The 25,068-nt window shown below is 65.4% G+C and carries 24 protein-coding genes and 1 other RNA gene; 21 read left to right on the forward strand and 4 right to left on the reverse strand.

Annotated elements, in window-relative coordinates; genetic code table 11:
- Positions 1-107: 107 nt before the first annotated feature.
- On the reverse strand, positions 108-4,007 hold the full coding sequence (locus RH857_RS05745; RefSeq protein WP_310537017.1) for an FtsK/SpoIIIE domain-containing protein: 3,900 nt from the start codon (positions 4,005-4,007) through the stop codon (positions 108-110).
- A gap of 173 nt (positions 4,008-4,180) precedes the next feature.
- Here RH857_RS05745 and RH857_RS05750 point away from each other — a divergent pair, with 173 nt between their 5' ends.
- The 21 genes from RH857_RS05750 to ssrA all read left to right on the forward strand — a co-directional run bounded on the left by RH857_RS05750 (position 4,181) and on the right by ssrA (position 21,550).
- Positions 4,181-5,404, forward strand: coding sequence for a TadA family conjugal transfer-associated ATPase (locus tag RH857_RS05750; RefSeq protein ID WP_310537018.1), 1,224 nt, complete (start codon positions 4,181-4,183; stop codon positions 5,402-5,404).
- Positions 5,401-6,255, forward strand: a complete 855-nt coding sequence (locus RH857_RS05755; protein WP_310537019.1) for a type II secretion system F family protein — start codon at positions 5,401-5,403, stop codon at positions 6,253-6,255. The genes RH857_RS05750 and RH857_RS05755 overlap by 4 nt, the downstream gene beginning before the upstream one ends.
- 176 nt (positions 6,256-6,431) lie before the next feature.
- A complete protein-coding gene (locus RH857_RS05760; RefSeq protein ID WP_310537020.1) occupies positions 6,432-7,181 on the forward strand; it encodes a type II secretion system F family protein in 750 nt (249 codons plus the stop codon).
- A gap of 56 nt (positions 7,182-7,237) precedes the next feature.
- Positions 7,238-7,420: a hypothetical protein gene (locus RH857_RS05765; protein ID WP_310537021.1), complete on the forward strand. Its 183-nt coding sequence runs from the start codon at positions 7,238-7,240 to the stop codon at positions 7,418-7,420.
- A 50-nt stretch (positions 7,421-7,470) separates the two neighbouring features.
- Entirely contained in the window at positions 7,471-7,818 is a 348-nt protein-coding gene (locus RH857_RS05770; RefSeq protein WP_310537022.1) for a TadE family protein, read from the forward strand.
- Positions 7,805-8,245 (forward strand): hypothetical protein, encoded by a 441-nt coding sequence (locus tag RH857_RS05775; RefSeq protein WP_310537023.1) that lies wholly within the window; start codon positions 7,805-7,807, stop codon positions 8,243-8,245. Before RH857_RS05770 ends, RH857_RS05775 begins: the two co-directional genes overlap by 14 nt.
- Positions 8,242-8,703, forward strand: coding sequence for a hypothetical protein (locus RH857_RS05780; RefSeq protein WP_310537024.1), 462 nt, complete (start codon positions 8,242-8,244; stop codon positions 8,701-8,703). The genes RH857_RS05775 and RH857_RS05780 overlap by 4 nt, the downstream gene beginning before the upstream one ends.
- A 206-nt stretch (positions 8,704-8,909) precedes the next feature.
- A complete protein-coding gene (locus RH857_RS05785; RefSeq protein WP_310537025.1) occupies positions 8,910-9,983 on the forward strand; it encodes an AbgT family transporter in 1,074 nt (357 codons plus the stop codon).
- A 48-nt stretch (positions 9,984-10,031) separates the two neighbouring features.
- Positions 10,032-11,234, forward strand: coding sequence for a M20 family metallopeptidase (locus RH857_RS05790; RefSeq protein ID WP_310537026.1), 1,203 nt, complete (start codon positions 10,032-10,034; stop codon positions 11,232-11,234).
- Positions 11,235-11,252: 18 nt separating this feature from the next.
- Positions 11,253-11,996: an Lrp/AsnC family transcriptional regulator gene (locus RH857_RS05795; RefSeq protein WP_310537027.1), complete on the forward strand. Its 744-nt coding sequence runs from the start codon at positions 11,253-11,255 to the stop codon at positions 11,994-11,996.
- 7 nt (positions 11,997-12,003) lie between these two features.
- Complete coding sequence (prfB, locus tag RH857_RS05800) at positions 12,004-13,116, forward strand: peptide chain release factor 2 (RefSeq protein ID WP_310537028.1); 1,113 nt, start codon at positions 12,004-12,006, stop codon at positions 13,114-13,116.
- Positions 13,117-13,118: 2 nt separating this feature from the next.
- Positions 13,119-14,783 carry a cell division ATP-binding protein FtsE gene (ftsE, locus tag RH857_RS05805; protein ID WP_310537029.1) on the forward strand — a complete coding sequence of 555 codons (1,665 nt, stop codon included), beginning with the start codon at positions 13,119-13,121 and terminating at the stop codon, positions 14,781-14,783.
- The gene (gene ftsX / locus RH857_RS05810; protein ID WP_310537030.1) at positions 14,780-15,697 is read left to right on the forward strand and encodes a permease-like cell division protein FtsX; all 918 of its coding nucleotides are present in this window, start codon (positions 14,780-14,782) and stop codon (positions 15,695-15,697) included. Before ftsE ends, ftsX begins: the two co-directional genes overlap by 4 nt.
- 10 nt (positions 15,698-15,707) lie before the next feature.
- Entirely contained in the window at positions 15,708-16,202 is a 495-nt protein-coding gene (gene smpB, locus RH857_RS05815) for an SsrA-binding protein SmpB (protein ID WP_310537031.1), read from the forward strand.
- A gap of 604 nt (positions 16,203-16,806) precedes the next feature.
- Positions 16,807-17,757 (forward strand): metal ABC transporter solute-binding protein, Zn/Mn family, encoded by a 951-nt coding sequence (locus RH857_RS05820; RefSeq protein WP_310537032.1) that lies wholly within the window; start codon positions 16,807-16,809, stop codon positions 17,755-17,757.
- A complete protein-coding gene (locus tag RH857_RS05825) occupies positions 17,758-18,537 on the forward strand; it encodes a metal ABC transporter ATP-binding protein (RefSeq protein WP_310537033.1) in 780 nt (259 codons plus the stop codon).
- On the forward strand, positions 18,534-19,400 hold the full coding sequence (locus tag RH857_RS05830) for a metal ABC transporter permease (protein WP_310537034.1): 867 nt from the start codon (positions 18,534-18,536) through the stop codon (positions 19,398-19,400). The genes RH857_RS05825 and RH857_RS05830 overlap by 4 nt, the downstream gene beginning before the upstream one ends.
- 29 nt (positions 19,401-19,429) lie before the next feature.
- Complete coding sequence (locus tag RH857_RS05835) at positions 19,430-20,131, forward strand: metal-dependent transcriptional regulator (protein ID WP_310537035.1); 702 nt, start codon at positions 19,430-19,432, stop codon at positions 20,129-20,131.
- Between the two features lie 35 nt (positions 20,132-20,166).
- On the forward strand, positions 20,167-20,694 hold the full coding sequence (locus RH857_RS05840; protein WP_310537036.1) for a fluoride efflux transporter FluC: 528 nt from the start codon (positions 20,167-20,169) through the stop codon (positions 20,692-20,694).
- Positions 20,691-21,074, forward strand: coding sequence for a CrcB family protein (locus RH857_RS05845; RefSeq protein ID WP_310537037.1), 384 nt, complete (start codon positions 20,691-20,693; stop codon positions 21,072-21,074). The genes RH857_RS05840 and RH857_RS05845 overlap by 4 nt, the downstream gene beginning before the upstream one ends.
- Positions 21,075-21,177: 103 nt before the next feature.
- Positions 21,178-21,550, forward strand: a transfer-messenger RNA (tmRNA) gene (ssrA, locus tag RH857_RS05850).
- A gap of 97 nt (positions 21,551-21,647) precedes the next feature.
- Here the strand turns inward: ssrA and RH857_RS05855 are convergent.
- The 3 genes from RH857_RS05855 to aroA form a co-directional block, all read right to left on the reverse strand.
- Entirely contained in the window at positions 21,648-22,460 is an 813-nt protein-coding gene (locus RH857_RS05855) for an inositol monophosphatase family protein (protein WP_310537038.1), read from the reverse strand.
- A 117-nt stretch (positions 22,461-22,577) separates the two neighbouring features.
- A complete protein-coding gene (gene rsgA, locus RH857_RS05860; protein WP_310537039.1) occupies positions 22,578-23,687 on the reverse strand; it encodes a ribosome small subunit-dependent GTPase A in 1,110 nt (369 codons plus the stop codon).
- Entirely contained in the window at positions 23,684-25,054 is a 1,371-nt protein-coding gene (gene aroA, locus RH857_RS05865; protein WP_310537040.1) for a 3-phosphoshikimate 1-carboxyvinyltransferase, read from the reverse strand. Before aroA ends, rsgA begins: the two co-directional genes overlap by 4 nt.
- Positions 25,055-25,068: the final 14 nt, after the last annotated feature.

Raw genomic sequence — 25,068 nt, forward strand, 5'->3', positions numbered from 1 at the left:
CTCTAGGTGTACGCACCGAGTCTCAGACAGTGCCTGGCATTTGCTGGACACCGGCTGAAACTCCATGAATTTGGTCTCCGGTGAGTGGGTTTCTGAGCTCTGGAGTTCTAGATCGTGGGGTCCGCGAGTTGCACGATCCGTGGTCCTTCGGGGCGCAAATGGACAGCGCGACCCGGTACGGGACGCTGGAGCACAGGGATCACCGCGGCGAAGGCATCGGCATGGCTGCGCTGAGTGGGGCTGAGAATTAAGTGCTCGCCCGCAGTGCGGGCCGGATGTGCCCAGGTGAGATGGCTGAACAGGGCCGCGTTAGGCTGGGCCGTTGCCACGACGGAGGCCCCGGTGGCGATCGCCTGCTGGATCATCTGCTGCTGGTCAGTCCCGCAGCGGTCTGCGTCATCGACAAGGACGACGACGTCGCTGCTCATGTGCTCCTGATCCAGCGGCGCGAGGCTGGCGAGCTGGGACTGGGTGCCGCGGCCGAAGATGCCGGCGGTAGCGACCCCGGCACGCTGCAGCTGAGTGGCGAGGAGCATTAAGGCTGTGGTCTTGCCGGTACCTGAAGTGCCCAGTATGAGACAAACCCGCCCGAGTCGCAGCTGCGCAGGAGCACCGGTGAGCTGCTGCACACCGATGGTCAGCGTCTCGGGGCCCACGGGTTCCGGTTTCAGCAATCCCGTGAGGCCCAGTCGTTCAGGCAGCGTCCGAACTGTCAGCTCTGGAGGAGGGCCTTGCCCCTGGGGGCGGGCTGTCCCTTGCGCTGTGGAGTGACGGTTTACCAGTTGCACGCAGAGCCCGGGAGAGGGCGTACGGGGTGAGAGCAGAACGCCGCGGCTTGGGACCATCTCAGTACTGCGCAAAGGCGGCCACAGGTACCTGGTGTCTTCGTCCGCTCCGAACGGCAGATAGATCCGTTGGGGAATACGGGCCGCGAGTTTCCCCAGGGCGAGCTCCCGCCCGCCGGCGAGGAGAACAGAAAGTCCGGCCGCCGGTCCTTCAGCAACCAGCGTGCTCAGGTCCTGCTCAAAGGTCCTCAGCGACTGTGCCAACGTGTGCCAGTGAGAGTTCCCTGACACCACGAGCACCCGGGGCACCGTCACATCCGCCCCCTGAAGTGAGCTCCGGAGGATGTCTTCACGGAGTCGCGCCAGGAGGTATTCGGCCTCGCGGTCGTCGTCGGGGGTCAGCCAGGCGCCTACGCGCGGGTGGGCGCTCAGGGAAGCAAGTGACCTGCTGCCGTCCAGGAGATAGAGGTCGACACGATCGGGGGATTCAGCCAACTGTTGGGCCCAACCGAGCAGAGCTTCCTCGCCACCGGCCGTCGGCTCCCCGATGAGGGCAATCGAACGAGGCGTGCTCCGAGGCTCGAGGACCACATCACGCTGTTCCTGCTGAGAGGGGTCGTCTACGCGTCCAAGCAAAATGCCGGACAGCGTCTCCGAAGTGAGGCGGTCGCCCGGTGTCAGGTGCTGCGGAAGGGGAGGAAGCAGAGGAGTCTGATTTCGGAAAAGCTGCCGCGCAGTCAGTTCCTGTCGCAGGAGGTCCACCACCTCTGACTCAGAAGGGCCGGGACTTTGCAGATGTGTCCACGGCAGAACCGCGGGGATGAGGCGGACGCTCCGAGCGCCGACGGCCGCCAGCTGTGCTGCCTGGAACTCCATTGCGGCTTCGCCGGGACGGCGCAGAAAGGCCCGCCCGGGCTGGCGGCGGGAGAGGAGAGCAGCACTGGGCGTTCCCAGCAGCTCCCTGGACTCGTCTTCGCTGCGAAGGCGCAGCGCGATGATACTTCCGATATTGGCCTTCATATCGGCAGTGACTACCCCCTGAGGGCGCTGGGTCGCGAGGACCAGGTGAATGCCCAAGGAGCGTCCCAGCGTGGCCAGCCGCATCAGCTCGTCCATGGTCTCTGGGAGCTCGTGGGAGAAGATGCGAAACTCGTCCAGCGCCACAACGATACGGGCCAGAGGGAAGTCGGGGCAGCGGAGGCGATACTCGCTGTAGTCTCCGGCATCGGCCTCCAGGAAGAGCCTTTCCCTCCTCATCAGTTCGCTGCGCAGCCCTTCCAAGGTGCGCTCGACCTGGGCTTGGGAGAGGTCAGTCACCAGCCCGAGTGAGTGCTCCAGAGTTGCGATATTGCGAAAAGTCGCGCCTCCCTTGAAATCGAATAGCAACAGATTAACCTCGCGCGGACCGTAACGAGACGCTAAAGAGAGCAGCAGCGTTTTGAGTAGCTCGGACTTCCCCGCGCCCGTGGTTCCAGCCACGAGGATGTGCGGCCCATCCTCCACGAGATCAAGGACAACGGGTCCCCGCTCGTCGCGGCCGAGTCCGGAAATGAGCTGCAGGTGAGCGCTTTCGCTGAATTCTGCGCGCACGGTTTCTATGCACTGATCGGGCATGGTGCCGGGCGTGCCTGATATCCCCTGCAGGCTTCTTCGCGCGAGCGCTGCGAGAGTCTTTTGAGAGATGCCGTCAGGACGCAGATGCGAAGCGTGTTCCATGGATGAGGACACCACGGACCGGGGAGCAGCAGAGCCTGAAGAGGGGTGCTCCGAGGACAAGTGGACGTTCCACCCGGGAACGTCGATGTCGTGATGGGAGCGCTCAGGGCTGACGACGTGCCAGCCGGAAGCGGTGAGACGCTCCGCCACGTGGCATGGGAGGGGTTCGGCACTGAGCAGTATCCCGAGGGGAGTGCTGCTGACGGCAGCCGACGCTCCGAGCTCCCTACCGGAGACTACTTCAGCGGCCCACGCTTCCAATCGTTCTGGCGAAACGAACTCGACGGAGGGGTGATCACGCACTGCAGTCGCCGTCGCGGCGTCGGGGGTAATGATTCTCACGGGATGCTGATTGGCAACCATCTGAAGCACGATCCACCGCACCAATCCCTGAAGGGAGGACAGAGGTCCAGTGATGACGGTGTGTTCACCCGCCCGTAGCTCGCAGGCCAGGGGCACAGTCACTCGCTGTTCGTCCTGAGGTGGAGGGCTTGCTTCAGTGGGGTGCGCAAGCTCAGCGGGAACCAGGGCGGTCCCTATCCGCACCGTGGGATGTCGAGGTTCCCTACTGTGGTCTCCTCTGGGCACCAGCGGGGTCCCGGTTCTCTGCTGGATCCAACGTGCCAGAGCGCCGGGGGATGGCAGAGCTGCGTCAACCACGGCGGCCCACTGTTGGGCCGCCGATCTGAGAGCTTGCCGATAGCGACGTCGCTGGAGTCGGCCATGTATGGCGAACGCGGTAGCCATCAGGGCTCCTGCTGCGCTGAAGAGGAGGAAGAACCACATGCCTGTCACAGCGACCAGTACGATTCCTACCGCAAGCGGAAGGAGCGCCATCATCAACATGCTCCTGTGACGTGTCTCAGGCGGTCTCTCCTCGACCTGTGCGGGCGGCACTGGCCATGAGATCTCAGCGGCACGGCGGAGTGTGCTCCGCACAAGGTCCACACGAGTGTTACCCATGGACTGAGGGGCCCCGAGGCTGAAGGTCCGGCTGCCTTGAGTGTCGTGGAGGAGAACTCGCTCGCGTTCCACGTCTATCCGGGCATGCCGGCGTGACAGTGCGGGATCGGCGATCCGTACATCGGCCTGCCCTCGTCCCAGGACGTATCGTCCGCGGCTCAGCGACAGGAGTCGTCCGGCGTCAGGACCAGAATCTATGCAGAGCCGAAGGCCGGAGGTTTGCCGGCGCGTGGGTGGCCCCGGTTTCGCTTCGGAAATGCGGGGTTTGAGCACAACGGTCATACCCGTGCTGAGAAGGTCGGTTCCCGCTTCGATTTGTGCCAACGGGGTATCTCCCACCCAAGCGCGCCACAGATCACCATCGCCGACGACTTCACGCAGAGCCTCTTCCAGTGCGGCGCCGGTGACAGCCGGACTGGCCGTCGCTGCGGTGCGCAGGCGCACTTCATGAGCCCAGTCGCCTGGTGCTCGCTGACGAAGCTTCGCCCAGCGGTCAGGGGCAACCGCACCGGGGGCGTGCACCACCGTGAGGGTTATCGTCATGCTCCAGAGCCTAGAACGGTGGCCGTCTACCGCGGCTAGGCCTGTGGATAAACGATCCAATCGCGAAGTTATCCACAGATCCACTGAAAGGGTCTAGTCGTCGTCGACCCTCAGGGCTATCGTGTTGCGCGACGGGGTAGAGAACTGGGGTGGATTGCAGGAGGGGCGTGTCGATGGACGCCTTCACTATCGTCGAAGACGAGGTGCGCGACATGATTCGGTCGCAGGGACTCGACCCTGCGACCGATCCGTTAAGTGTCAGGCGCCTGATTGACAGTGCCATAGCTGATTACGACCGGCGTTCACTGGTGACCTCTCTTCCGGTGCTCGACGAGATCGACACCGCGGGACAACGACTCTTCGACTCGCTCGCGGGGTTCGGGGAGCTGCAGCCCCTGCTGGATGACGACTCGGTGGAGGAAATCTGGCTGAACTCCCCGCACCAGGTCTTCGTCGCGCGCGGGGGACGAAGCGAACTGACCTCCATCACACTGAGCGAGACCCGCATTCGGGATCTTGTCGAGAGGATGCTGAAGACCTCTGGTAGGCGCCTGGACCTGAGTAGCCCATTTGTCGATGCATCCTTGCCGGACGGGTCCCGTTTGCATGTGGTGATTCCGGACATCACCCGCAGGCACTGGGCGGTGAATATTCGTAAGTTCATCTCCCGAGCGTCCTCGTTGGAAGACCTTGTGAGACTGGGCAGCCTGACTCAGGCTGCTGCGTCATTCCTTGCTGACGCCGTTGCCTCAGGGATGAACATCCTGGTGTCGGGTCCTACAGGATCCGGAAAAACGACCATGCTCAACTGCCTGGCTTCAGCTGTCCCTCCAAGGGAACGGGTGGTTACGGTGGAGGAGATCTTCGAGTTGGAGATTCCTCTGCGCGACGTCGTGGCTCTGCAGTGTCGCCAGCCGAACCTCGAAGGGGAAGGCGAAATCCCACTGCGACGCTTGGTGAAGGAAGCGCTGCGCATGCGTCCCGATAGGCTGATCGTCGGAGAGGTACGAGAAGCCGAGAGCCTAGACATGCTGATCGCGCTAAACAGCGGTCAACCGGGCATGGCCACAGTCCATGCAAACTCTGCCAGTGACGCGCTCATGAAAATCTGCACGCTGCCCCTCTTGGCGGGGGAGAACATCACGCGCAGCTTCATCATCCCCACGGTGGCCTCGTGTATCGACCTCGTGGTCCACTGTGTGCGCGATGCCTCTGGACAGCGGTACGTTCAACAGGTTCTAGGAATCGGCGGACGCGTTGAAGACGAGACGATCGAAACCTCTGTGCTGTTCCTTCACGACGGCAGCACGCTTCAGCCCTCAGCAACAGGGGTGTTCGATCACCCCAAGCTCAGCGTGGCCGCCCGGAGAATCCTCGTCGGGGGAGGGGCCGCATGAGTCTCCTCCTCGGGTTCAGCCTTGCCGTAGGTTTGCTGCTGATCCTGTCATCTTTCAGTCCGCGTCAGGGGCGCGGCGCCAGGCGGCGTTCACGAAGCAGGGTGCGTCGACTTCTTGATGAGGCCGGGCATCAGAGGCTCCCAGTGTCGGCTTTGGTGATCGCCGTCGCGGCATGTGCGCTGCTGGCTTTCCTTGTGGTGCTTGCGATGACCCGCGCTGTTCCCATCGCTGTGTGCTTCGCGCTGTTCGCCGCCGCGCTACCCTGGTCGGCCGTGCAGTGGCAGGCAGGACGCCGGCGAGCAGTTCTTATGGAGGTCTGGCCAGACGCGGTGGACCATCTACGTTCTGCCGTCCGCTCTGGCCTGTCCCTCCCCGAAGCGATCATTCAGTTGGGTACCAGCGGACCGTCTGAGCTGCGGGAGCCCTTCTCCGAGTTCGGCCGCGATTATCGAGCCGGTCTTTCCCAGCAGCAGGCTTTGAGCCGGCTGAAGGAGCGGCTGGCAGATCCCGTGGGAGATCGTCTGGTCGTGGCACTGCAGATCACACGCGAGGTAGGAGGCAGCGAACTCGGGAAGATGCTCACCACGCTGTCGGAGTTCCTCCGTCAGAACTCACGAATGCGCAGTGAGCTCAAAGCAAGGCAGTCCTGGACCGTCAACGGTGCCAAACTCGCGGTGGCGGCCCCCTGGATCGTGGTTCTCCTGCTAGGGACTCAGCCAGCAGCAGCTGAGGCATATCAGAATGCCCGGGGCATGATGGTCCTAGCTATGGGGCTGGTGATCTCCGTGGTCTGCTACCGCCTGATGCTGCGGATCGGCCGGCTGCCCCAGGAAGTCCGGGTGCTCGCGTGAATCAGGAGCTCATCTGGGCAGTGGTGACAGGACTTGGAACAGGCGCAGGCGTTTCGTTGGCCGTGCTGGCCTTGCCAGTGTTCAATCAGCCAAGTTTCGCCGAGAGAGTCGCCCCCTATATTCCCTCCGCGCGGGCCGAACGGACGCAGCGTGCACCCGTGACAGGGCTAGGGGCAGTGCTCAGTATCTTTCAACCCCTGCTCGATGTTGCGCTCTCCCAGCTGGACCGCTTGAGCACCGATTCCTTCCAACTGAAGAGACGTCTGCTTCAGGCCGACCTCTCCCTCAGCGTGACCGAGTATCGACTGCAGCAGCTCGTGGGAGCCGGAGTCGGCGCCGGCGCCGCCGCCATGCTCAACGCTGCTGCGGCACTTGCTGGCCAGTTCCACGGACTCTTTGCGGTGCTCAGTACTGCAGCAGCGGTCTTTCTGGGGGCTGCGGGACGTGACAACTTGCTCAGTGCACGTATCCGCCGTCGTCAGCGACGGATGCTTGCGGAGTTTCCCACCATTGCAGAAATGATCGCATTGTCCGTGAGCGCCGGAGAAAGTGCTCCTTCGGCCTTTGAACGGGTGGGACGTGTGGCCACAGGAGAACTGGCCGCGGAGCTGCACCGAACCCTGGCAGAGACGCGGTCGGGCACACCATTCACCAGCGCGGTGAAAGACATGGACACCCGTATCGGGAGCCCACCGATCAGCAGATTCCTAGACGGGATGCTGGTGGCCATTGAACGAGGGACACCGTTGGCCGACGTCATGCGGTCTCAGGCCGCCGATGTCCGCGAACTGGGCAAGCGAGACCTCATGGAAGCCGCGGGGAAGAAGGAAATCGGCATGTTGGTGCCTCTGGTCTTCGGGATTCTTCCCTTGGTCGTCCTCTTTGCCGTTTACCCGGGCCTGACGCTCCTTTCTATCGACTTCTGACCCTTACCGGACCGCCCATACAACACAGCACATCCACAACACCATGGAGAGAGAAGATGAGAATCACTGACCTGACCCTGCGGCTTATTGCACTGACCCATGAGGAGGAACGGGGGGACGTGCCTGGTTGGGTCATGATCACCCTCATGTCCGCAGTCCTGGTAGCAGGACTTCTCGCGTTGGCGCAGCCCGCGCTCGCCGGCTTGTTTAACGAAGCGATTAATCAAGTCACTCCCTAACAGACGTGCGGGGGCTCGTAAGAGGCCGTGAGGCCGAACGAGGGTCAGCAGTGGCAGAGTTCGTCATGATCTCCGCGCTGCTGATGGTCCTTCTGCTGGGGATTATCCAGCTGGCGCTGATGATCCACGTCCGCAACACCCTCATCGATGCGGCGTCTACGGGGGCTCGATTCGGCGTGCTGGATGACAGAACACCCGACGACGGCGTCGCACGGACCCGCGCCCTGATCGCCTCCTCTATCGCGGACCGCTATGCCCAGGATGTCCAGTACGCCTATGTTCACGCACCCGAGGGACGATTGCTGCGGATTACGATCACCACGCAGGTTCCGGTGCTCGGTATCCTGCCGGGAACAGGGCAGCTGCAGATCAGGGGGTCAGCCTATGACTTCCACTGAACCCGTACGGCCCTCAACGGCGGAGGAGGGATCTGCAGCCGTGGAGTTCGTCATGCTGAGCTCTCTGCTGCTGATTCCATTGGTCTACTTCCTGGTTGCCCTCGCGCAGGTGCAGGCAGCGGCTTACGCGACTCTCGGTGCCGCCGACCAGGCGAGCAAGATGTACACGGCGCCCGGAGACGTTTCTGCCCAAGATCGCGCTGCGCGCAGTGACGCTGCCGCCGCACAGGCGCTTGCGGACTTCGGTATCGACTCGTCCCAGGCGAGAGTCACCCGGCAGTGTCCCGACGGTTGCGACACTGAGGGTGGGATTGTCATCTACACGGTTGAGGTCCGCGTCCCGCTGCCCCTGATACCCCAGGTCGCGGGTTGGGAGCACACCTTGGTCACCGTCAGCACCACCTCTGCTCAGGTACAGAACCCATGAGCCGGACTCCCGAGCACGCCCGGCGACTTTTTGCGCAGGACACGGGCCAGACCACTGTCCTCACTCTCGGCGTGCTGACACTGGCACTGATGCTCATCGCCGTCATCGGAGGCGCCACAGCGGTAAATCTCGAGGCTCGGAAACTCCTGGCAGCAGCCGACGGGGCGGCCAGCGCCGCGGTGGTGGAGGCTCAGATCAGCGGTGCCGGTAATCGCCATCCCGTACCAAGGCTGCAGGAGGCACAGATTCGCGCTGCGGCCGAACAGTACCTTCTCCAGACCGGCGCCGACCGCCGGTTCGACGAACTCAGGGTATCCCGAGCCTGGACCTCGGACGGCGCCCAGACCGCCCATCTTGAGCTCACCGCGGAGGTGCCGCTGCCAGTCATCCGCTGGGTTCTTCCCGCGTCTGTGCGCGTTAGCGCCGAGTCCCACGCCAGAGTGAGCCTGAACAGATAGAAGCGAGACGGCGCGAATCGAGCACGAAGTCTCCCTCCATGCCAGGCACGAGTTGCGAATCGGACACCAAAGGGAGTGATTCAGGCGTGATGTGGACTATTTGCCACCGCAGTGTGACCTGCGTCTACTGTGTAGGGGATCACACGCACCATCAGTTAAGGGGATCCACCTCGCCTCCGATGCGGCCATGGTGATCACCCCCCCCGTTGGCCGCCGTTGCCTACGTGGTGGGGCGCCACCCGCTGGCCGGCTTCGCGGCCTCCTACTGCCCCGTCATCGCCGGGTTCAGCGCCAACTTCATGATCGCCGGCACCGACGTGCTGCTGGCTGGCATCACCACCTCTGCAGACCAGATCGTGGACCCGGAGATGACCGTCACCCCCGTGGCCAACTGGTACTTCATGGCCTCATCCACCCTGATCCTGGCCATCGCCATCACCCTGAACTGCACGCTCTACCTGGAACCTCGCCTGGGCAAGTTCACCGGCGACATCGACGTGGACACCGAGGCCCCGGTCACCCGGGAGGAGAAGCGGGGCATGCTCGGAGCCGGACTGGCCATGCTGGCATTCATCATCCTCATCGCCCTCGTGGTGATCCCCGCAGACTCCCCGCTGCGCGGTGACGACGGCGGCCTGGCGCGCTCGCCGTTCATGTCCTCCGTGCCGGTGCTGATCCTGTTCTTCTTCATCATCGGCGCAGTCGCCTTCGGACTGATCTCCGGATCCCTGACCAGCGCCGCTCAGGTACCCCAGCACATGGCCGATGCGGTCAAGGACCTGGTGCCCTTCATCGTGGTGATCTTCGTAGCCGCCCAGGCCATCGCCTGGTTCGACTGGTCGGGTCTGGGCATGCTGGTGGCCACCTCCGGTGCCCAGGTGCTGGAGTCCGGAGGGCTCGACGGGATGAACGGGCTGCTGCTGTTCAGCATCTTCACGATCCTTCCGAACTTCTTCATCCTCTCCGGCTCAGCCCAGTGGGCACTGCTGGCACCGATCTTTGTGCCCATGTTCATGATGGTCGGGATCGACCCCGCCTATACCCAGGCCGCTTTCCGCATCAGCGATTCGGCATTCAACCCGCTGGTGCCGGTCAACCCGATGCTGCCGGTCATCCTGGGACTCATGCAGCGATTCGCGCCCAAGTCCGGGCTCGGCACCCTCTTCAGCATCGTGCTGCCCTTCACCGTAGTGGTCTGGGTGGTCTGGATCGCGATGTTCCTCATCTGGGGAGCTTTCGAGCTGCCCGTGGGCCCCGGACACGGCCTCTACCTGGACTGACGCGACCCTTCCACACCTCCTCTGCACAGCTGAGATAGGAATGAACCTATGACCCTGAATACCGACGTGAACGCCCTGCGCGAGGAGATCTCCGCACCCCTGCAGCAGATCCTGCCCAGACTCCAGGAGGTCGCCAAGGACCTCCACGAGCATCCCGAGATCCGATTCGAGGAGCACCACGCCGCCGCGCGCCTGACCGCCGAGGTCCGCGAGGCCGGATTCGAGCTCGAAGCCCCCTATGCCGGACTCGACACCGCCTTTATCGGGCGCTGGTCCGCGCCGGGCAGCACGGAGAACTCTCCGACCATTGCCGTCTTCTGCGAGTACGACGCCCTGGAGGGGCTCGGCCACGCCTGCGGCCACAACATCATCGCCGCCGCCGGACTCGGCGCCGGCATCCTCATCAAGGAGCGCTTGGAGGCCACCGGCACCCCGGGTCACCTAGTGCTGGTGGGCAGTCCCGCCGAAGAGGGTGGCGGGGGCAAGGTCCCCATGATCGAGGCCGGAGTGCTCAACGGCGTAGACCTGGCCATGATGGTCCACCCCGCGGGCGACGACGCCGTCTCTGCCACCATCCTTTCGAGAGTCGCCCTGGACGTCCGCTTCACCGGGCGGGCCAGTCATGCCGCCGGTGCACCCCACAAGGGCCGCAACGCCCTGGATGCAGCCACGCTGTCTCTCAGCGCGATCGGCCTGCTGCGCCAGCAGCTGCCCGACGACGCCCGAGTCCACGCCATCATCACCGACGGCGGCCAGGCCCCCAACATCATCCCCGAGCACACCGCCATGCGAGTCTTTGTGCGTTCCGAGAAGCGAGACGAGCTCCTGGACGATGTGCTGCCGCGAGTCGAGAACTGCTTCCACGGCGCAGCCCTGGCCACCGGATGCGAAGTCAGCATCACCCAGCCCACCCCGCCCTACTTCTCCATGATCACCAACCCCGTGCTGGGGGAAATCGCCGAGCAGGCGATGGCCTCTCTGGGCCGCCCCGTGGGCGAAGTCGGAACTCTGGGATCCACCGATATGGGCAACGTCTCCCGCGTGGTTCCCTCCATCCACCCACTGGTGAGCCTGGGGGCGGGGCTGGTGCCCCACACCCGAGAGTTCGCCGAGCGGGCGGGCTCGGAGGATGCCGGCCCCACCATCGCCGACGGCGCAGCGACCCTTGCCATCACGGCGCTGGCGGCCTATCGCGACCCCGCTGTGGTGGAGGCAGCCGCAGCAGCATTCGAAGCCCCCGCCCAGGACTGAGGCGTCTCGAGCACCCGCATGAGACTCTCGGAGACCGACTTCGCGCTGGTCGACGCCCTGCAGGACGAGGTGCGGCAGCCATGGTCCGAGCTAGCACGGCAGCTCGGACGCTCCGCGGTCACAGTGCGCCGGCGCTGGCAGCGTCTGGAGTCAGCCGGGGCCGCGTGGTTCTCCACCTATCCGGGGCCGCGCTCCGGTGCGGTCTTCGCCGTCGTCGAGGTGGTCTGCGAGCCCGATGAGGTGACGAACCTGGCCAAGCGCCTGGCCCAGCACCCCAAGATCATGACCATCTCCGAAGTCACCGGAGACATCGAGCTGCTCTGCTGGGTGGTCGCCGAGGACATGACGGTGCTGCGCGACATCATCCGCCACGGAATCGGCTCCGCCCCGGGAGTCCGGGCGGTGCGGGACGCTCCCGTGCTCAACCGCGCCCTGCGCGAGCGAGTGCTGACCCAACGCGTGGATCTGGCCTCCGACGGCAGCCTCTACACCCACGCCATGGCGCTGCACCTGTCGGTCCCACTGGAAGATCTCGACCGCGTGGCCCACCGCATCAGTCGGCTCTCAGCGACCCGGCTGTGCGCCGCGGTGGCCGGGGAACGCCACAACCTGCACGTGGTGATGTGGCTGCGACTCGGCCACCTCTTCGACGAGGCGGGTGTGCGCACCGGATTCATCAGCTGGACCGCACCGGCACCAGCAGGAGACCGCGGACTCGCGCCCGGTGCTAGGGCTGAACCGGAGCCCGGCCCGGTAGTGTAGTGACGTTATGGCTGATATGGATTTCCCCACCGAGCTTCAGGAGCTGCGCGGCACGCTGCGTCGCATCACCGAGGTCATCGACGTCGACGCACTGCAGCAGGAGGTCACCGACCTCGAGCAGCAGGCCGCTGATCCCAACCTCTGGGACAACCAGGAGAACGCCCAGCGTGTGAACTCCCAGCTGAGCCACAAGCAGGCCCAGCTGCAGCGGATCACCAAGCTCACCGGACGCATCGACGACGTCGAGCTCATGGTGGAGATGGGACAGGAAGAGGGCGACGACGACGTCGTTGCCGAGGCCGCCCAGGAGGTCGCCTCTATCCGCAAAGCCCTGGAGTCCCTGGAGATCGTCACCCTGATGTCCGGCGAATACGACGAGCACGACGCGGTGGTCACCATCCGCGCCGGTGCCGGTGGGGTGGATGCCGCCGACTTCGCCGAAATGCTGCTGCGCATGTACACCCGCTGGGCAGAGCGCCGGGAATGGGACATCAAAGTCCTCGACACCTCCTACGCGGAGGAGGCCGGGCTGAAATCGGCTACTTTCGAGGTCAAGGCCCCCTACGCCTTCGGCACCCTTTCGGTGGAAGCGGGCACCCATCGCCTGGTGCGCATCAGCCCCTTCGACAATCAGGGCCGCCGCCAGACCAGCTTCGCCGCCGTCGAGGTCATCCCGCTGCTGGAAGGCACCGAGAGCATCGACATCGACGAGAACGATCTGAAGATCGACGTCTTCCGCTCCTCTGGCCCCGGCGGACAGTCGGTGAACACCACCGACTCGGCGGTGCGCATCACGCACCTGCCCACCGGCATCGTGGTCTCCATGCAGAATGAGAAGTCCCAGATCCAGAACCGCGCCGCTGCGATGCGCGTGCTGGAGGCTCGGCTGCTGCTGCTGAAAAAGCAGGAGGAGGCCGCAGAGAAGAAGGAACTCGCCGGAGACATCAAGGCCTCCTGGGGAGACCAGATCCGCTCCTACGTGCTGCACCCCTACCAAATGGTCAAGGACCTGCGCACGAACCACGAGGTCGGCAACGCCTCCAGCGTGCTGGACGGTGACCTCGACGGCTTCATCGACGCCGGCATCCGCTGGCGCAACCAGGGCGGCGACGAGGCCTAGGCGTGATCCGCTTCGAACACGTCACCCGGTCCTACGCTCCGGGCGGGCGTCCCGCGCTTGATGACGTCAGCATCGAATTCGGGCGCGGCGACTTCGTCTTCCTCATCGGCGCCTCCGGCTCCGGTAAATCGACCCTGCTGCGCATGATCCTGCGTGAGGGCCTGCCCCAGCGGGGCAAAATCACCGTGGCCGGCCAGAACCTCGGACTGATGCTCGAGCGCCGCGTGCCCGAATACCGCCGCAGCATCGGCATGGTCTTCCAGGACTTCCGGCTCCTTCCGGATAAGACGGTGTTCGACAACGTCGCCTTCGCCATGCGTGTCATCGGCGCCTCCCGAGGACAGATCCGCAAGCGTGTCACCCAGGTGCTCAAGCGTGTGGGACTGGACCACCTGGCTAAGCGCTACCCTCATGAGATCTCCGGCGGTGAGCAGCAGCGCGCCGCCATCGCCCGCGCCATCGTCAACAACCCCGCGATCCTGCTGGCTGATGAGCCCACCGGCAACCTCGATCCCCGCGCATCTGCCGAGGTCATGAAGATTCTCCGCTGGATCAACGCCGCCGGGACCACCGTCATCATGGCCACCCACGACCGGGCCATTGTGGACCGCATGGGCAAACGTGTGGTCCAGCTGCACAAGGGCAAGCTGGTGCGCGACGAACGTCACGGACTCTATGACCCGCCCGAGGGTTCGGAGGCCTGGCAGATCCTGGTCAAGGAAGAGGCCGAGTCCGGTCTGCGGGCCGAGGACCCGGCACCGTTGCGCACCCAGGCCGTGCCGCTGGTCGCCCCCGCTGAGGACGAGGCGGAAGACTCGCCTGCTTCTGCGAACTCGGCAGCCTCGCCCGAGCCCGCGCGTCGCAGCGCCTCGGAGGAGGCCACAGAACAGGCACATGAACAGGCACAGGATGCTACCCCCGCGGAGCCCTCCGCCTCTCAGGAGGATGCACAGCACGAGCGCGCCGCAGAGCCGGGCGCTGAGACCGAGGAAGTCTCCACGGCGACCAAGACCGAGTCGGTGCGGATCGTCTGGCCCGAGGAGCAAAAGGCAGCCCGGTACGACGACGCCGCCGAGTCCCTGATCAGCGCAGCCCCTATGGACTCTGACCACATGCCGGTCTTTGACAACGGCAGCGAGGACGAGCCCCAGGAGGTAGACGAGCATCGAGACTCGCCCCGCTCCGAGCCGGAAGCTCCCGCATCTGAGGCACCGGCACCGGAGCGGACCGAGTCCGTCACGGCTGAGCCCGAGGCCGAAGAGGTTTCCCCTGTCGACACTGAGACCGAGCCGAAAGCGTCCGAGTCCCCAGCAGCGGCTGCGGCCCCCGAGCCGGCAACCCCTGGACCTGCTGCCCTTGCACCTACTGCGCCCGAGCCTGCTGAACCCGAATCCGCGGCAATCAAGCCCGCGGCACCGGAGCCCCTGGCATCCAAGCGCCGCAGGGAGCCGGACCAGGACCGCCTGGCATGGCTGACCTCAGCATTCGAGGAGCAGTCTGCTTCCAGCACCCGGACGGCCAGCAGCGAGACTGCCGAGTCCTCCACCGCGGTGCCTAAGCCGAAGTCCTCTGCCTCGGAGGCGACCTATGCGGACAGTCGCCGCACCGAGGAGCAGCTCGAAGCCTCCAAGCGTGGCATCTTCCGTCGTAGGAGGGGCAAGCGATGAGCACCCTGCTCTATCAGTTGGGAGAAACGTTCAGCTCCCTGCGCAAGAACGTTGCCATGGTGGCCTCCGTGGTGCTGGTGACCTTCATCTCGCTGACCTTCGTCGGCGCGGCAGCGCTCATGCAGATCCAGGTCAACCAGATGACTCAGGACTTCTACGAGCGCCTGCAGGTATCGGTCTTTCTCTGTACGGAGAACTCGGCCTCCAGCGCATGCCCCACGGGCGCTGCCACGGACGAACAGACTCAGAACATCGAGCAGATGATCACCGCGGGGGCCGCCAGCCCCTACGTCACGGACTGGCGCTACGAGTCGCAGGAAGAGGCGCACCAGAACTACATGGAGTCACGGGGAGAGAGCGTGCGCACCGCCTCGCTTCAGCCCGAGGATCTTCCGGCCTCGTTCCGCCTGCAGCTCAGCGATCCGCAGGAGTACCCGGTGGTCACCGAGCTCTTCTCCTCGGTGCCCGGGGTGGAGGTCGTCTCCGATCAGCAGGAGGTGCTCGACCAGGTCTTTGGGATCCTCAACGGTCTCACCGTCGTGGCGCTGATCATTGCTGCGGTCATGATCGTATGCACCGTGCTGCTGGTGTCTACGACCATCCGCCTGTCGGCTTTCAGCAGACGCCGGGAGACCGGCATCATGCGGATGGTGGGCGCATCCAAGTCCATGATCCGCACACCGTTCGTTTTCGAAGGCATCATTGCCGCGTTCGCGGGCTCTCTGCTGGCGTGTGCGGCCACGTGGGTGATTGCCGAGTTCCTGCTGGGCCAGTGGCTTGCCCAGCAGGTTGCGGGAATCCACTTCATCTCCTCGGCGCAGTCCTGGATCGTCATGCCCGGCCTGGTCCTGGTGGCGGTGCTGCTGGCGGCCTTCTCCTCCTGGCTGACAGTTCGCCGCTACCTGCGGGTATGATGGGGCGGTTATGGCCAAGAAGAAGTCCAAGAACGAGAAGGACCCCAACAACCACGTGGTGGCGCTGAACAGGCGCGCCCGCCACGATTACACCATCCTGGACAGATACGAGGCCGGCCTGGTGCTCACCGGGACAGAAGTGAAGTCACTGCGCGAAGGACAGGCCTCGCTCGTGGATGGCTTCGCCGCCTTCGACAACTCGGGCGAACTCTGGCTCGAGCAGGTTCACATCCCCGAGTATCTGAACGGAACATGGACCAACCACGCCACGCGCCGCAAGCGCAAACTGCTGCTGCACCGTAAAGAGCTCATCAAGATCTCCCGTCAGACGGAGGATCCCGGACGCACTATTGTGCCCCTGAGCCTCTATTTCAAGGATGGCCGGGCCAAAGTCGAGATCGGTATTGCCCAGGGTAAGCGGGAGTTCGACAAGCGCCAGACCCTGCGCGAAAAGCAGGACGCCCGCGAAGCTCAGCGCGCCATGCGCTACCGCAACATGCGGTAAAGCACTGACGGGCGGCCTGCGGGCGTCCTGTCACCCTGCTCCGGTGACGGAGCATTCACACTCTAGTCAAGCAGTCCTGCAATGTAGCCGAAGAACAACAGTCCCAGCAGCAGAACGATGACGATCGCCACAACGGTCATGATGACCTTCGACCGCGGCGGTCCGCTGGGTGCCGGGGCCCGGGGGAGTGGCCGTTGCAGAGTTGGACTCGGGAGGAGTCTCGCCGGGCTGCAGGTTCGACTCGGGCCCCGGATCGATATTGGGGTTGCGCGCCGTCTCATTGCGTCCGTAGCGTGCGGCCTCATCGTCTGCCACTGCCGGGGCTGCCTGCCGAGACTCCGCGGCACTCTCCTGCGGAGCGGGCTCCGGGTTCTCTCGCTCCGGGGGTGTCTCCGCCCGCTGGCCGGGCTCCGTATTACCCGACGCGCTTGTGGAGCCCATGTTCTGGGTCTTCCAATCACCTCTTGTCGTGACGTTGTGACCGTACGCATCCCACCCTAGGCAGCCAATACTCCAGGTCAGGTCGACAGAAGCTGGATCTTGCATGCGAGTCTGCCGAGCGGAGCCGGTTGCGGTTTAGGGACTCCTAAACTATGGTTTCGGCATGCCTAAATCCCGCTTCGAGACACCGACGAAGCTGTCCGCAGCCGCCCTCGCCTCCGCCCTCGCCTCCGCCGCTCTTGTGCTGACCGGCTGCGGATCGGAGCCCCGGGAGAACGACAAGCCCGTGGTCCTCACTACCTTTACCGTGCTTCAAGACATGGTGGCGGAGGTCGGCGGAGATCGCGTCGAGGTGCATTCGATCACCCCGGCAGGTGCTGAAGTCCATGAGTATGACCCCACCCCGGGCGATATCCGGCACGCGGTGGAAGCTGATCTGGTCATCGAGAACGGCTTAGGCCTGGAAGAGTGGTTCGAGCAGTTCATCAGCCAGTCCGAGGCCCCCAGTGTGACGGTGACCGACGGCGTCGACACCCTTCCGGTTACGCGCCTGCCCGGCCATCCTGATGACACCGGCGCCGAGATGCCAGTGAACCCCCATGCCTGGATGTCGCCCACGGCCGCTCTGACCTACATTGACAACATTGAGGCCGCACTGGCTGACCTCTCTCCGCAGGACGCGGAGGCGTTCGCTGCCAATGCCGAGAACTACAGAGAGCGGATCCGCGCCCTGGACCAGCAGACCAGGGAGCGCGTGGACCAGCTGGAAGGCGAGACCCACCTGGTCACCTGTGAGGGTGCCTTCAGCTACCTGGCCGAGGACTACGGCTTCGGTGAGCACTATCTCTGGCCGCTCAACGCCGAGGACGAGGGCACTCCGGCACAGGTCGAGGCTCAGATCAGGTACGTCAGCGATCACGAGGTGCCCACCGTCTTCTGCGAGTCCACGGTCAACGACTCGGCGCAGCAGCGCGTGGCAGAAGCTACGGGAGCCCAGCTGGGTGACCCGCTGTATGTGGATTCCCTCTCCGAGGGCGAGGGGCCGGTCTCAAGCTTTGAAGATATGCTCACCTACAACATCGACCTCATCCTCGACGGCGCGGAAAGGGGCTAGGTGAGCACGCATCCCAGTCGGCACCTGCACGCCGATGACGACGCCGTCGTCGTCAAGTCGGTCACGGCCGGTTATCCCGGCGTCACCGCCCTGGAGGACGTCAGCCTCAGCCTCCGGCCCGGCGCGGTGACCGCCCTGTTGGGGGCCAACGGCTCCGGCAAGTCCACGCTCTTCTCCGTGCTGCTTGGCCTGCTGAAGCCCCACCGCGGCACCGTGAGGCTCTACGGGTCCGCGCCGGCACGGGCTCGCCGCCGGAACCTGGTCAGCTTTGTGCCTCAGCATGAACACATCGATGCGACTTTCCCCATCACCGTGGAGCAGGTGGTGCTCACCGGGCGGTACGGAGGGATGGGGCTCACCCGTCGCGCCCGACCCGCCGACCGGCAGGCGGTGGATGAGGCACTGGAGCGGGTAGGACTCAGTGATTTCCGCCGCCGCAGCATTGGAGAGCTTTCAGGAGGCCAGCGCAAGCGCGCCTTCACGGCGCGGGCCATTGCCCAGGGGGCGCCCCTGATGCTGCTCGATGAGCCCTTCGCGGGCGTGGACCGCGGCAGTGAGGAGCTCATCACCAGACTGCTGCGTGAGCTCGCGGCCTCGGGCACCACCGTGCTGATCTCCACCCACCACCTCGAGGGGGTCGCCGACATGGCCGACGACGTCGTCCTCCTGCACCGGCGAATCCTCGCCTCGGGGCCGGCTCCCCAGGTCCTGACCCCGCAGCGGCTCAGCGAGGCCTTCGGCAGCGTCTTCACCGCCTCCGCCCACGAGGGGAACTCATGATCGAGATCATCACTGCGCCCTTCGAGTACGGATTCATGGTCCACGCCCTGGCCGCAGCAGTCATCGCCTCCACCGTCTGCGGGCTGCTCTCGGCATGGCTGGTGCTGATGGGATGGTCGCTGATGGGGGAGGCTATTGCGCACTCGGTGCTGCCGGGTGTGGTGCTCGCCTACATTTTTGGCGCCCCGATGGCGCTCGGTGCGCTCATCTTCGGGCTGCTGGCGGTGCTGATCATCGGCGGTCTCAACAGGTCCACCGTGCTCAAACGCGACACGACCCTCGGGGTGGTCTTCACCACCCTCTTTGCGCTGGGCCTGGTGCTCATCTCCAGGACCCCGAGCCAGACCCACCTGCAGCACATTCTCTTCGGCAACGTACTCGGGACCTCCCTCAGTACGCTGGTGCAGATCGCCGTACTGGCTGCCGTGACAGCCACGGTGCTGCTGGTCAAGCGACGTGACTTCACGCTGCTGGCCTTCGACCGGACCCACGCCCACACCATAGGACTGCCGGTGGGGGTGCTCAGCGCGGTGCTGCTGGTGCTGCTGGCCATCACCACCGTGACGGCCCTGCAGACGCTCGGAGTGATCCTCGTGGTGGCGATGCTGATCATTCCCGGCGCCGCCGGATTCCTGGTGGCCCGGACCTTCGGTCTCATGCTCACCGTCTCGGCGCTGGTCGGCGGGCTCGCCGCGGTGCTGGGGGTCTATGCCAGCTGGTGGCTGGACGTCTCCACCGGTGGGGCCATCGTGCTCTCCGCCTCCGCTCTGTTCGCCCTGGCCTATCTGGGCGGACCGCACCGGGGAGTGGTCCCGCGACTGCTGCGTCGTCGTCGTGCCTCCTCACACCCTGTTTCGGTCTAGACCCGCCGGGGCCCGCATAGAATAGAGCCATGCCGCGCACCTCCGCCCAGGGCAAGTCCACCGCCACAGCGACTGCCACGACGTCTGTGGAGGACTACGCCAAGACCATCTACGGTCTGGCCGAATGGGAGGGGGCGGATGTCACTGCCAGCGCCATCGCCAAGACGCTGGGGGTCTCCAACCCTTCGGTGACGCTGATGATTCGCAAGATGGCAGACCTGGGGTTAGTGGACCACCGGCCTTATGCCCCGATCCGGCTCACGGAGGAGGGGCGGCGTCTGGCACTGGCAATGGTCCGCCGCCACCGACTGATCGAAACCTGGCTGGTTCGCGAGCTGGGGTACTCCTGGGATGAAGTCCACGATGAGGCTGAACGCCTGGAGCACTCCGTCTCGGAGATGTTCGTTGATCGGCTGGATGAGAGGCTGGGCCACCCCACGGTGGATCCGCACGGAGACCCGATTCCGGCCAAGGACCTCACCATGCACTACCCCGAGACCACCCTGCTGTGCCGCGTGCCCCAGCTGGCCGACGTCCGCCTGGAGCAGGTCGACGACGGCGTCCCGGAGGCCCTGCGAGCCCTGACCGAGGGCGAGCTGCCCATTGGGGCGCGCGTGCAGGTCGTCTCCTCCTCCGACGGTGATGTCATCATCACGCCGCTGGGGGAGGACCGGCGAATCCCGTTCCCCCACGATGTGGCCCACGCCGTGCGTGTCAGCACCGCCGCTTGAGCAGCTCTCCGCCTGAACCCGTCTACCCTGGAACCGTGCCCACTACCGAAGAACGCGCCGCCGAAGAGCTGATGCGCACTCCCGTGCAGCGAACGCCCCGCTTGGGTGCGCTCATCGCCTGGGTGGCGCTCGCAGGGGCGGCCGGTGCACTGGCCCGCGTGGGCCTGGGAGAGCTGATCCCTGAATACGGCATGCGCTTCCCCTGGACCACCTTCCTCGTCAACGTGCTGGGATCGGCGCTGATGGGTCTGCTGGCCGGCATCCTCTTCGCCTGGAAACGCGCACCCGGCTGGGCGCTTCCGGTGCTGGGCACCGGTTTCCTGGGCTCTTTCACAACCTTCTCCGCGGTCATGTTGGCCGTACTGCCCTCTGTGCCGGGTGGCGGGTTCGCCGAGCTCAGCGCGGTGACGATGCACCCGGCCGGAGCCTTCGAGATGTTCTCCTATCTGGTGATCTCCATCCTCTTCTCCACGGCTGCGGCCGCCGGAGGCTTGACGGTGGGCCGGGCGCTCTTTGGCTGCTACGCCATGGACTGTGACGACGAAACCGAGGGCCGCACATGAGCGCTGCTGTCTCGGCCGGAATCATCGGCGGTGTTGCCCTAGGAGGTGCTCTGGGCGCGGTGGCACGGCTGCTGCTGGACCGCTACCTACCCGCGGGGCTGCTCGTGGCCAACACGCTGGGCTCTCTGCTGCTGGGCTGGCTCTACGGTGCATTGTCCCTGCAGCTCAATGGGACGGGGCCAGGGCTGCTGTCTGAACCCGCGACCGCCGTGCTGGCCCTCGGGCTCATCGGCGCCCTGAGCACCTTTGCCACCGTGTCGCTGCGTGCTGCGCAGCTGTGGATTGAGGGATCCCGGCTCCACGCCGTGGGACTGTGGCTGGTTCACGCCGTCTGCGGTCTGGCCGCCGGGGCCTGTGGCATCTGGCTGGCCTGGCTGTAAGGCCCACACCTGGGGGAATGTTGCAGGCCTGAACGTGGTTGAGTTACTCTGAATGACCCGCTCAGGCGAGTTTCTGCAGCGGTGATGATTGATAAATCAATACGGGGCCGATCGGTTTCGACGATCTGAGTTGATCGTGGGGAAGCGTGTCGTGGACGTCAAGTGACCACGTAAATACCCCTTGGCAACCCAATAAGTGCCGAATCTAAGCGCACTGACTTCGCCCTCGCTGCCTGATCAGCGACGCGAGTCTGTCAGCCTGAGTTTGCTATCGACTCAGTGTCTGGCATCAGCTAGATAGCCACTGGTCAGCTGCCTTCGTCGCAGGGGCAGCTGACGAGATTCTTTGCGACTGGGCCTGTCAGGTGCTTGTCTGCGTGACACCTGGGGCCGAGCAACACTGTGAGCAGACTGCACACGGAGAAGTCCACGTGAATCCAGATCGGACGCGGGTTCAATTCCCGCCGGCTCCACTTTGACAGCGAAAGGCGTCGCCCCTTGGGGCGGCGCCTTTCGCTGTGTTCGCCGCTGTGCTGGATGTGGCGCGGCTCGGAGACGGCCTGCGCGCGCGGCCTAGACCGGGCTGGGGTTGTCCGGGGAGAGCGCAGCCAGGGCGGCGTCGTGCAGCAGTCCATTGGTGGCAATGCCGTTGGGTCCGCTGCAGCCCGGGTCTCCGTCCAGAGAGCTGAACCGGCCCCCTGCCTCCTGCACAATGGGCACCAGCGCGGCCATGTCATGCAGGTTCAGCTCGGGCTCAGCGGCCACGTCCACCACGCCTTCTGCGACCAGGCAGTAGGACCAGAAGTCGCCGAAGGCTCGGGTGCGCCAGACGGTCTCGGTGAAGTCCATGAAGTTGCGGTGCCTGCCGATCTCCTTCCAGCCGTACAGCGAGGAGTAGGAGAAGTAGGCGTCCTCGAGCTTGGAGACCTTGGAGACGCTCAGCTTCTTCGCCGAGGAGAGCGACTTGCCGGTGTAAGCGCCGCCGTCCTTGGCCGCCCACCAGCGGCGTCCCAGGGCCGGAGCGGAGACTAGGCCCACCACGGGTTCACCGTGGTCCACCAGCGCGATGAGCGTGGCCCATGCGGGCACCCCGCGGATGAAGTTCTTGGTGCCGTCGATGGGGTCGATGATCCACCGTCGCGGTCCCGATCCCGAGGAGCCGAACTCTTCCCCGTAGATCGCATCGCGTCCCCGAGCGCGCCCCAGCTGACCGCGGATGAGTTCCTCCGCCTGACGGTCGGCAACCGTCACCGGGGTCAGATCCGGCTTGGTCTCCACCTCGAAGTCCATCGAGTTGAAGAACCCCATGGTCTGGGAGTCCACCGAGTCGGCGATCATATGCGCCAGGCGGAGGTCTTCGGTGTACGGGCTGGAGTGAAGGCTCATACTGCCTACTTTACGGACGCCGTCGCTGTTTGAGCGCATGTGGGGCCGGTCGCGGCCACAGATGTCGTCAGACACAGACGGTGCACCAGGCCTCGGTCTGCTGCGGACCCCGGATGCTCAAGCGCCGAGCGTCTTCTCCTCGGGGCCCTCCTCGGCCCCGGCCAGCGAGGCCAGGAGCCCCCGGAGTGAGGCCAGACGGGCCGGGCCATGCTCCCCGGCACGACCTTCGGCGACCCAGGCGTCAAGCGCGCAGCCCCCGGCTGGTGACTCGTGGGCACACCCTGGTTCGCAGTCCGCCGAACCCTCCACGAGGTCCTCAAATGCTGCCAGCACGTCATCTGCCTCGACATGGGCCAGCCCAAAGGTGCGCACGCCGGGAGTGTCGATGACCCAGGAGCTCCGGGCCGTCTCCTCATCCAGTGGCACTGCGTCCGAAGCGATGTCTGCGCTGGCCAGGTTCAGGGCGACGGCGGAAGAGGAGGTGTGCCGCCCGCGACCGGTCACGGCGTTGACGCCGCCGGTGGCACGATCGGCACCGGTGAGCGCATTGACCATAGTGGACTTGCCCACTCCGGAGTGCCCGATGAGCACGGTGACCTTGCCCGCCAGAAGCTGCCGCAGCTGCGCGACCGCCTGTGCGGAGAGTGTGCTGTCCTCACTGCGGGAGGAGATCACGCAAGTCAGCTCGAGTTCGGAGTAGTGGCTGATCAGCCCGGCGGGATCACGGGGATCCTCCACGAGGTCCGCCTTCGTGATCAGGAGGATGGGGGAGATCCCGGCGTCATAGGCGGCAACCAGGGCCCGGTCAATGAACCCCGTGCGCGGTTCCGGGTCTGCGGCGGCAACCACAATCAGCAGCTGGTCGGCGTTAGCCACGATGACCCGCTCGGCGTCGTCGGTGTCGTCAGCGGAGCGGCGCAGCAGAGACTTGCGCTCCTCGATGCGCACCAGGCGCGCCAGGGTTCCCTCGGCGCCGCTGGTATCACCGACCAGGGCGACGACGTCACCGGGCACCACCGGGCTGCGGCGCAGTGCTTTAGCCCGCATCGCGGTGACCACCCGTGCGTCCTCGAGCATCGAGACTGTGTAGCGCCCGCGGTCCACCTGGACCACGCGGGCCAGTTCCGCATTCTCGTAATCCGGAGTGTCCTTGGTGCGTGGACGCGAGCCCTTCTTGTTGGGCCGTACCCTGACCCGAGACTCGTCCCAGTTCTCCCAGCGGCTCACTGAGAGCTCTCCACAAGATCCCGCCACAGCTCAGGGAACTCGGGCATGGTCTTAGAGGTGCATCCGATGTCCTCGACCTCGACGTCGTCCATCACCAGACCCAGCACGGCTCCGAAGGTGGCCATGCGGTGGTCGGCGTAGCTGCGGACCAGCCCGCCGTGGGTGATCGGGGAGAAGACCCGGAAGCCGTCCTCAGTCTCTTCGGCCTCACCGCCCAGACGACGGATCTCAGCCACGAGGGCCGCGAGGCGATCGGTCTCGTGTCCGCGCAGATGCTGGACCGAGGTGAACGTGGTCTCGCCCTCGCACAAGGCCGCCAATGCTGCGACCGTCGGGGTCAGCTCGGCGGTGCCGTCGACTGTGCCGGGGGAGACCAGATGCTTGGGTCCGCGCACCGTCAGAGTCACGGTCTCACCACCGGGCTCCTCCGCGGTGGTGACCTCGGCGCCGAACTCCGGCAGGATCTGGGTCCAGCGCCGCCCGATCTGGGTGGAGTGCTTGGGCCAGCCGCGCATAGTCACCTCGCCGCCGGTCACCGCGGCGGCACAGAGGAAAGGACCGGCGTTGGAGAGGTCAGGCTCCACACGCACAGTGAAGGCCTCGATGGGCCCTGGCTCCACACGCCAGGTGTAGGGCTCAGGACTGGAGACTGTGAGCCCGAGCTCGGAGAGGACGGTCAGGGTCATCTCCACGTGCTCCAGGGACGGCACGGAGGATCCGGCGTGGCGCAGCGTGAGTCCCCTGCGGAAGCGGGGCGCGGCCAGAAGCAGTCCGGAGACGAACTGCGAGGAACCGGAGGCATCTATGGTGATCTCCCCACCGTCGATCCCCCCAGGGGACTCCACGGTGAAGGGCAGGTACCCTGCGTTTCCAGGCCCGGGAGCGCCCTCCCCGGTGATGGTCACGCCCAGAGCCGCCAGGCCCTCCAGCACGGCTCCCATGGGGCGCACACGGGCCTCAGGATCGCCGTCGAAATGCACCACGCGGCCGGTCAGCGCGGCGACGGCGGGCAAGAAGCGCATGACGGTGCCTGCCAGTCCGCAGTCGATCTGCGGCGCCGGGCCGCCCGTCGCGGGATCAGCGGCAGCTGGGTCGGTCACGGCCTCGAGGCGCAGCGGCGTCACCCGTACGGCCGGTTCACCGCTGCCCTGCCAGTCGGCGATGCGCTCCACACGGGCGCCCAGCGTCTCCAAAGCGGCGAGCATCAGGCGGGAGTCGCGCGACTCCAGGGGGTTGACCACCACGCTGGGTCCGGCAGCCAGCGCCGCCAGTAGCAGGTAGCGATTAGTGAGGGATTTTGAGGCCGGCACGCTCACCTGACCACAGACGGGTGCCCCTGCCGTAGGCGCAGGCCATGGCGAGGGCACCGGTGCTGGATGTG

Origin of the sequence: Nesterenkonia flava (genome assembly GCF_031432335.1) — a bacterium.
Classification (GTDB): Bacteria; Actinomycetota; Actinomycetes; order Actinomycetales; family Micrococcaceae; genus Nesterenkonia; species Nesterenkonia flava.

Coding starts and splice junctions, on each gene's coding strand:
- RH857_RS05745 (WP_310537017.1), bottom strand. CDS start 4,007: ATGACGATAACCCTCACGGTGGTGCACGCCCCCGGTGCGGTTGCCCCT.
- RH857_RS05750 (WP_310537018.1), top strand. CDS start 4,181: ATGGACGCCTTCACTATCGTCGAAGACGAGGTGCGCGACATGATTCGG.
- RH857_RS05755 (WP_310537019.1), top strand. CDS start 5,401: ATGAGTCTCCTCCTCGGGTTCAGCCTTGCCGTAGGTTTGCTGCTGATC.
- RH857_RS05765 (WP_310537021.1), top strand. CDS start 7,238: ATGAGAATCACTGACCTGACCCTGCGGCTTATTGCACTGACCCATGAG.
- RH857_RS05775 (WP_310537023.1), top strand. CDS start 7,805: ATGACTTCCACTGAACCCGTACGGCCCTCAACGGCGGAGGAGGGATCT.
- RH857_RS05780 (WP_310537024.1), top strand. CDS start 8,242: ATGAGCCGGACTCCCGAGCACGCCCGGCGACTTTTTGCGCAGGACACG.
- RH857_RS05790 (WP_310537026.1), top strand. CDS start 10,032: ATGACCCTGAATACCGACGTGAACGCCCTGCGCGAGGAGATCTCCGCA.
- RH857_RS05795 (WP_310537027.1), top strand. CDS start 11,253: ATGAGACTCTCGGAGACCGACTTCGCGCTGGTCGACGCCCTGCAGGAC.
- prfB (WP_310537028.1), top strand. CDS start 12,004: ATGGCTGATATGGATTTCCCCACCGAGCTTCAGGAGCTGCGCGGCACG.
- ftsX (WP_310537030.1), top strand. CDS start 14,780: ATGAGCACCCTGCTCTATCAGTTGGGAGAAACGTTCAGCTCCCTGCGC.
- smpB (WP_310537031.1), top strand. CDS start 15,708: ATGGCCAAGAAGAAGTCCAAGAACGAGAAGGACCCCAACAACCACGTG.
- RH857_RS05820 (WP_310537032.1), top strand. CDS start 16,807: ATGCCTAAATCCCGCTTCGAGACACCGACGAAGCTGTCCGCAGCCGCC.
- RH857_RS05830 (WP_310537034.1), top strand. CDS start 18,534: ATGATCGAGATCATCACTGCGCCCTTCGAGTACGGATTCATGGTCCAC.
- RH857_RS05835 (WP_310537035.1), top strand. CDS start 19,430: ATGCCGCGCACCTCCGCCCAGGGCAAGTCCACCGCCACAGCGACTGCC.
- RH857_RS05845 (WP_310537037.1), top strand. CDS start 20,691: ATGAGCGCTGCTGTCTCGGCCGGAATCATCGGCGGTGTTGCCCTAGGA.
- RH857_RS05855 (WP_310537038.1), bottom strand. CDS start 22,460: ATGAGCCTTCACTCCAGCCCGTACACCGAAGACCTCCGCCTGGCGCAT.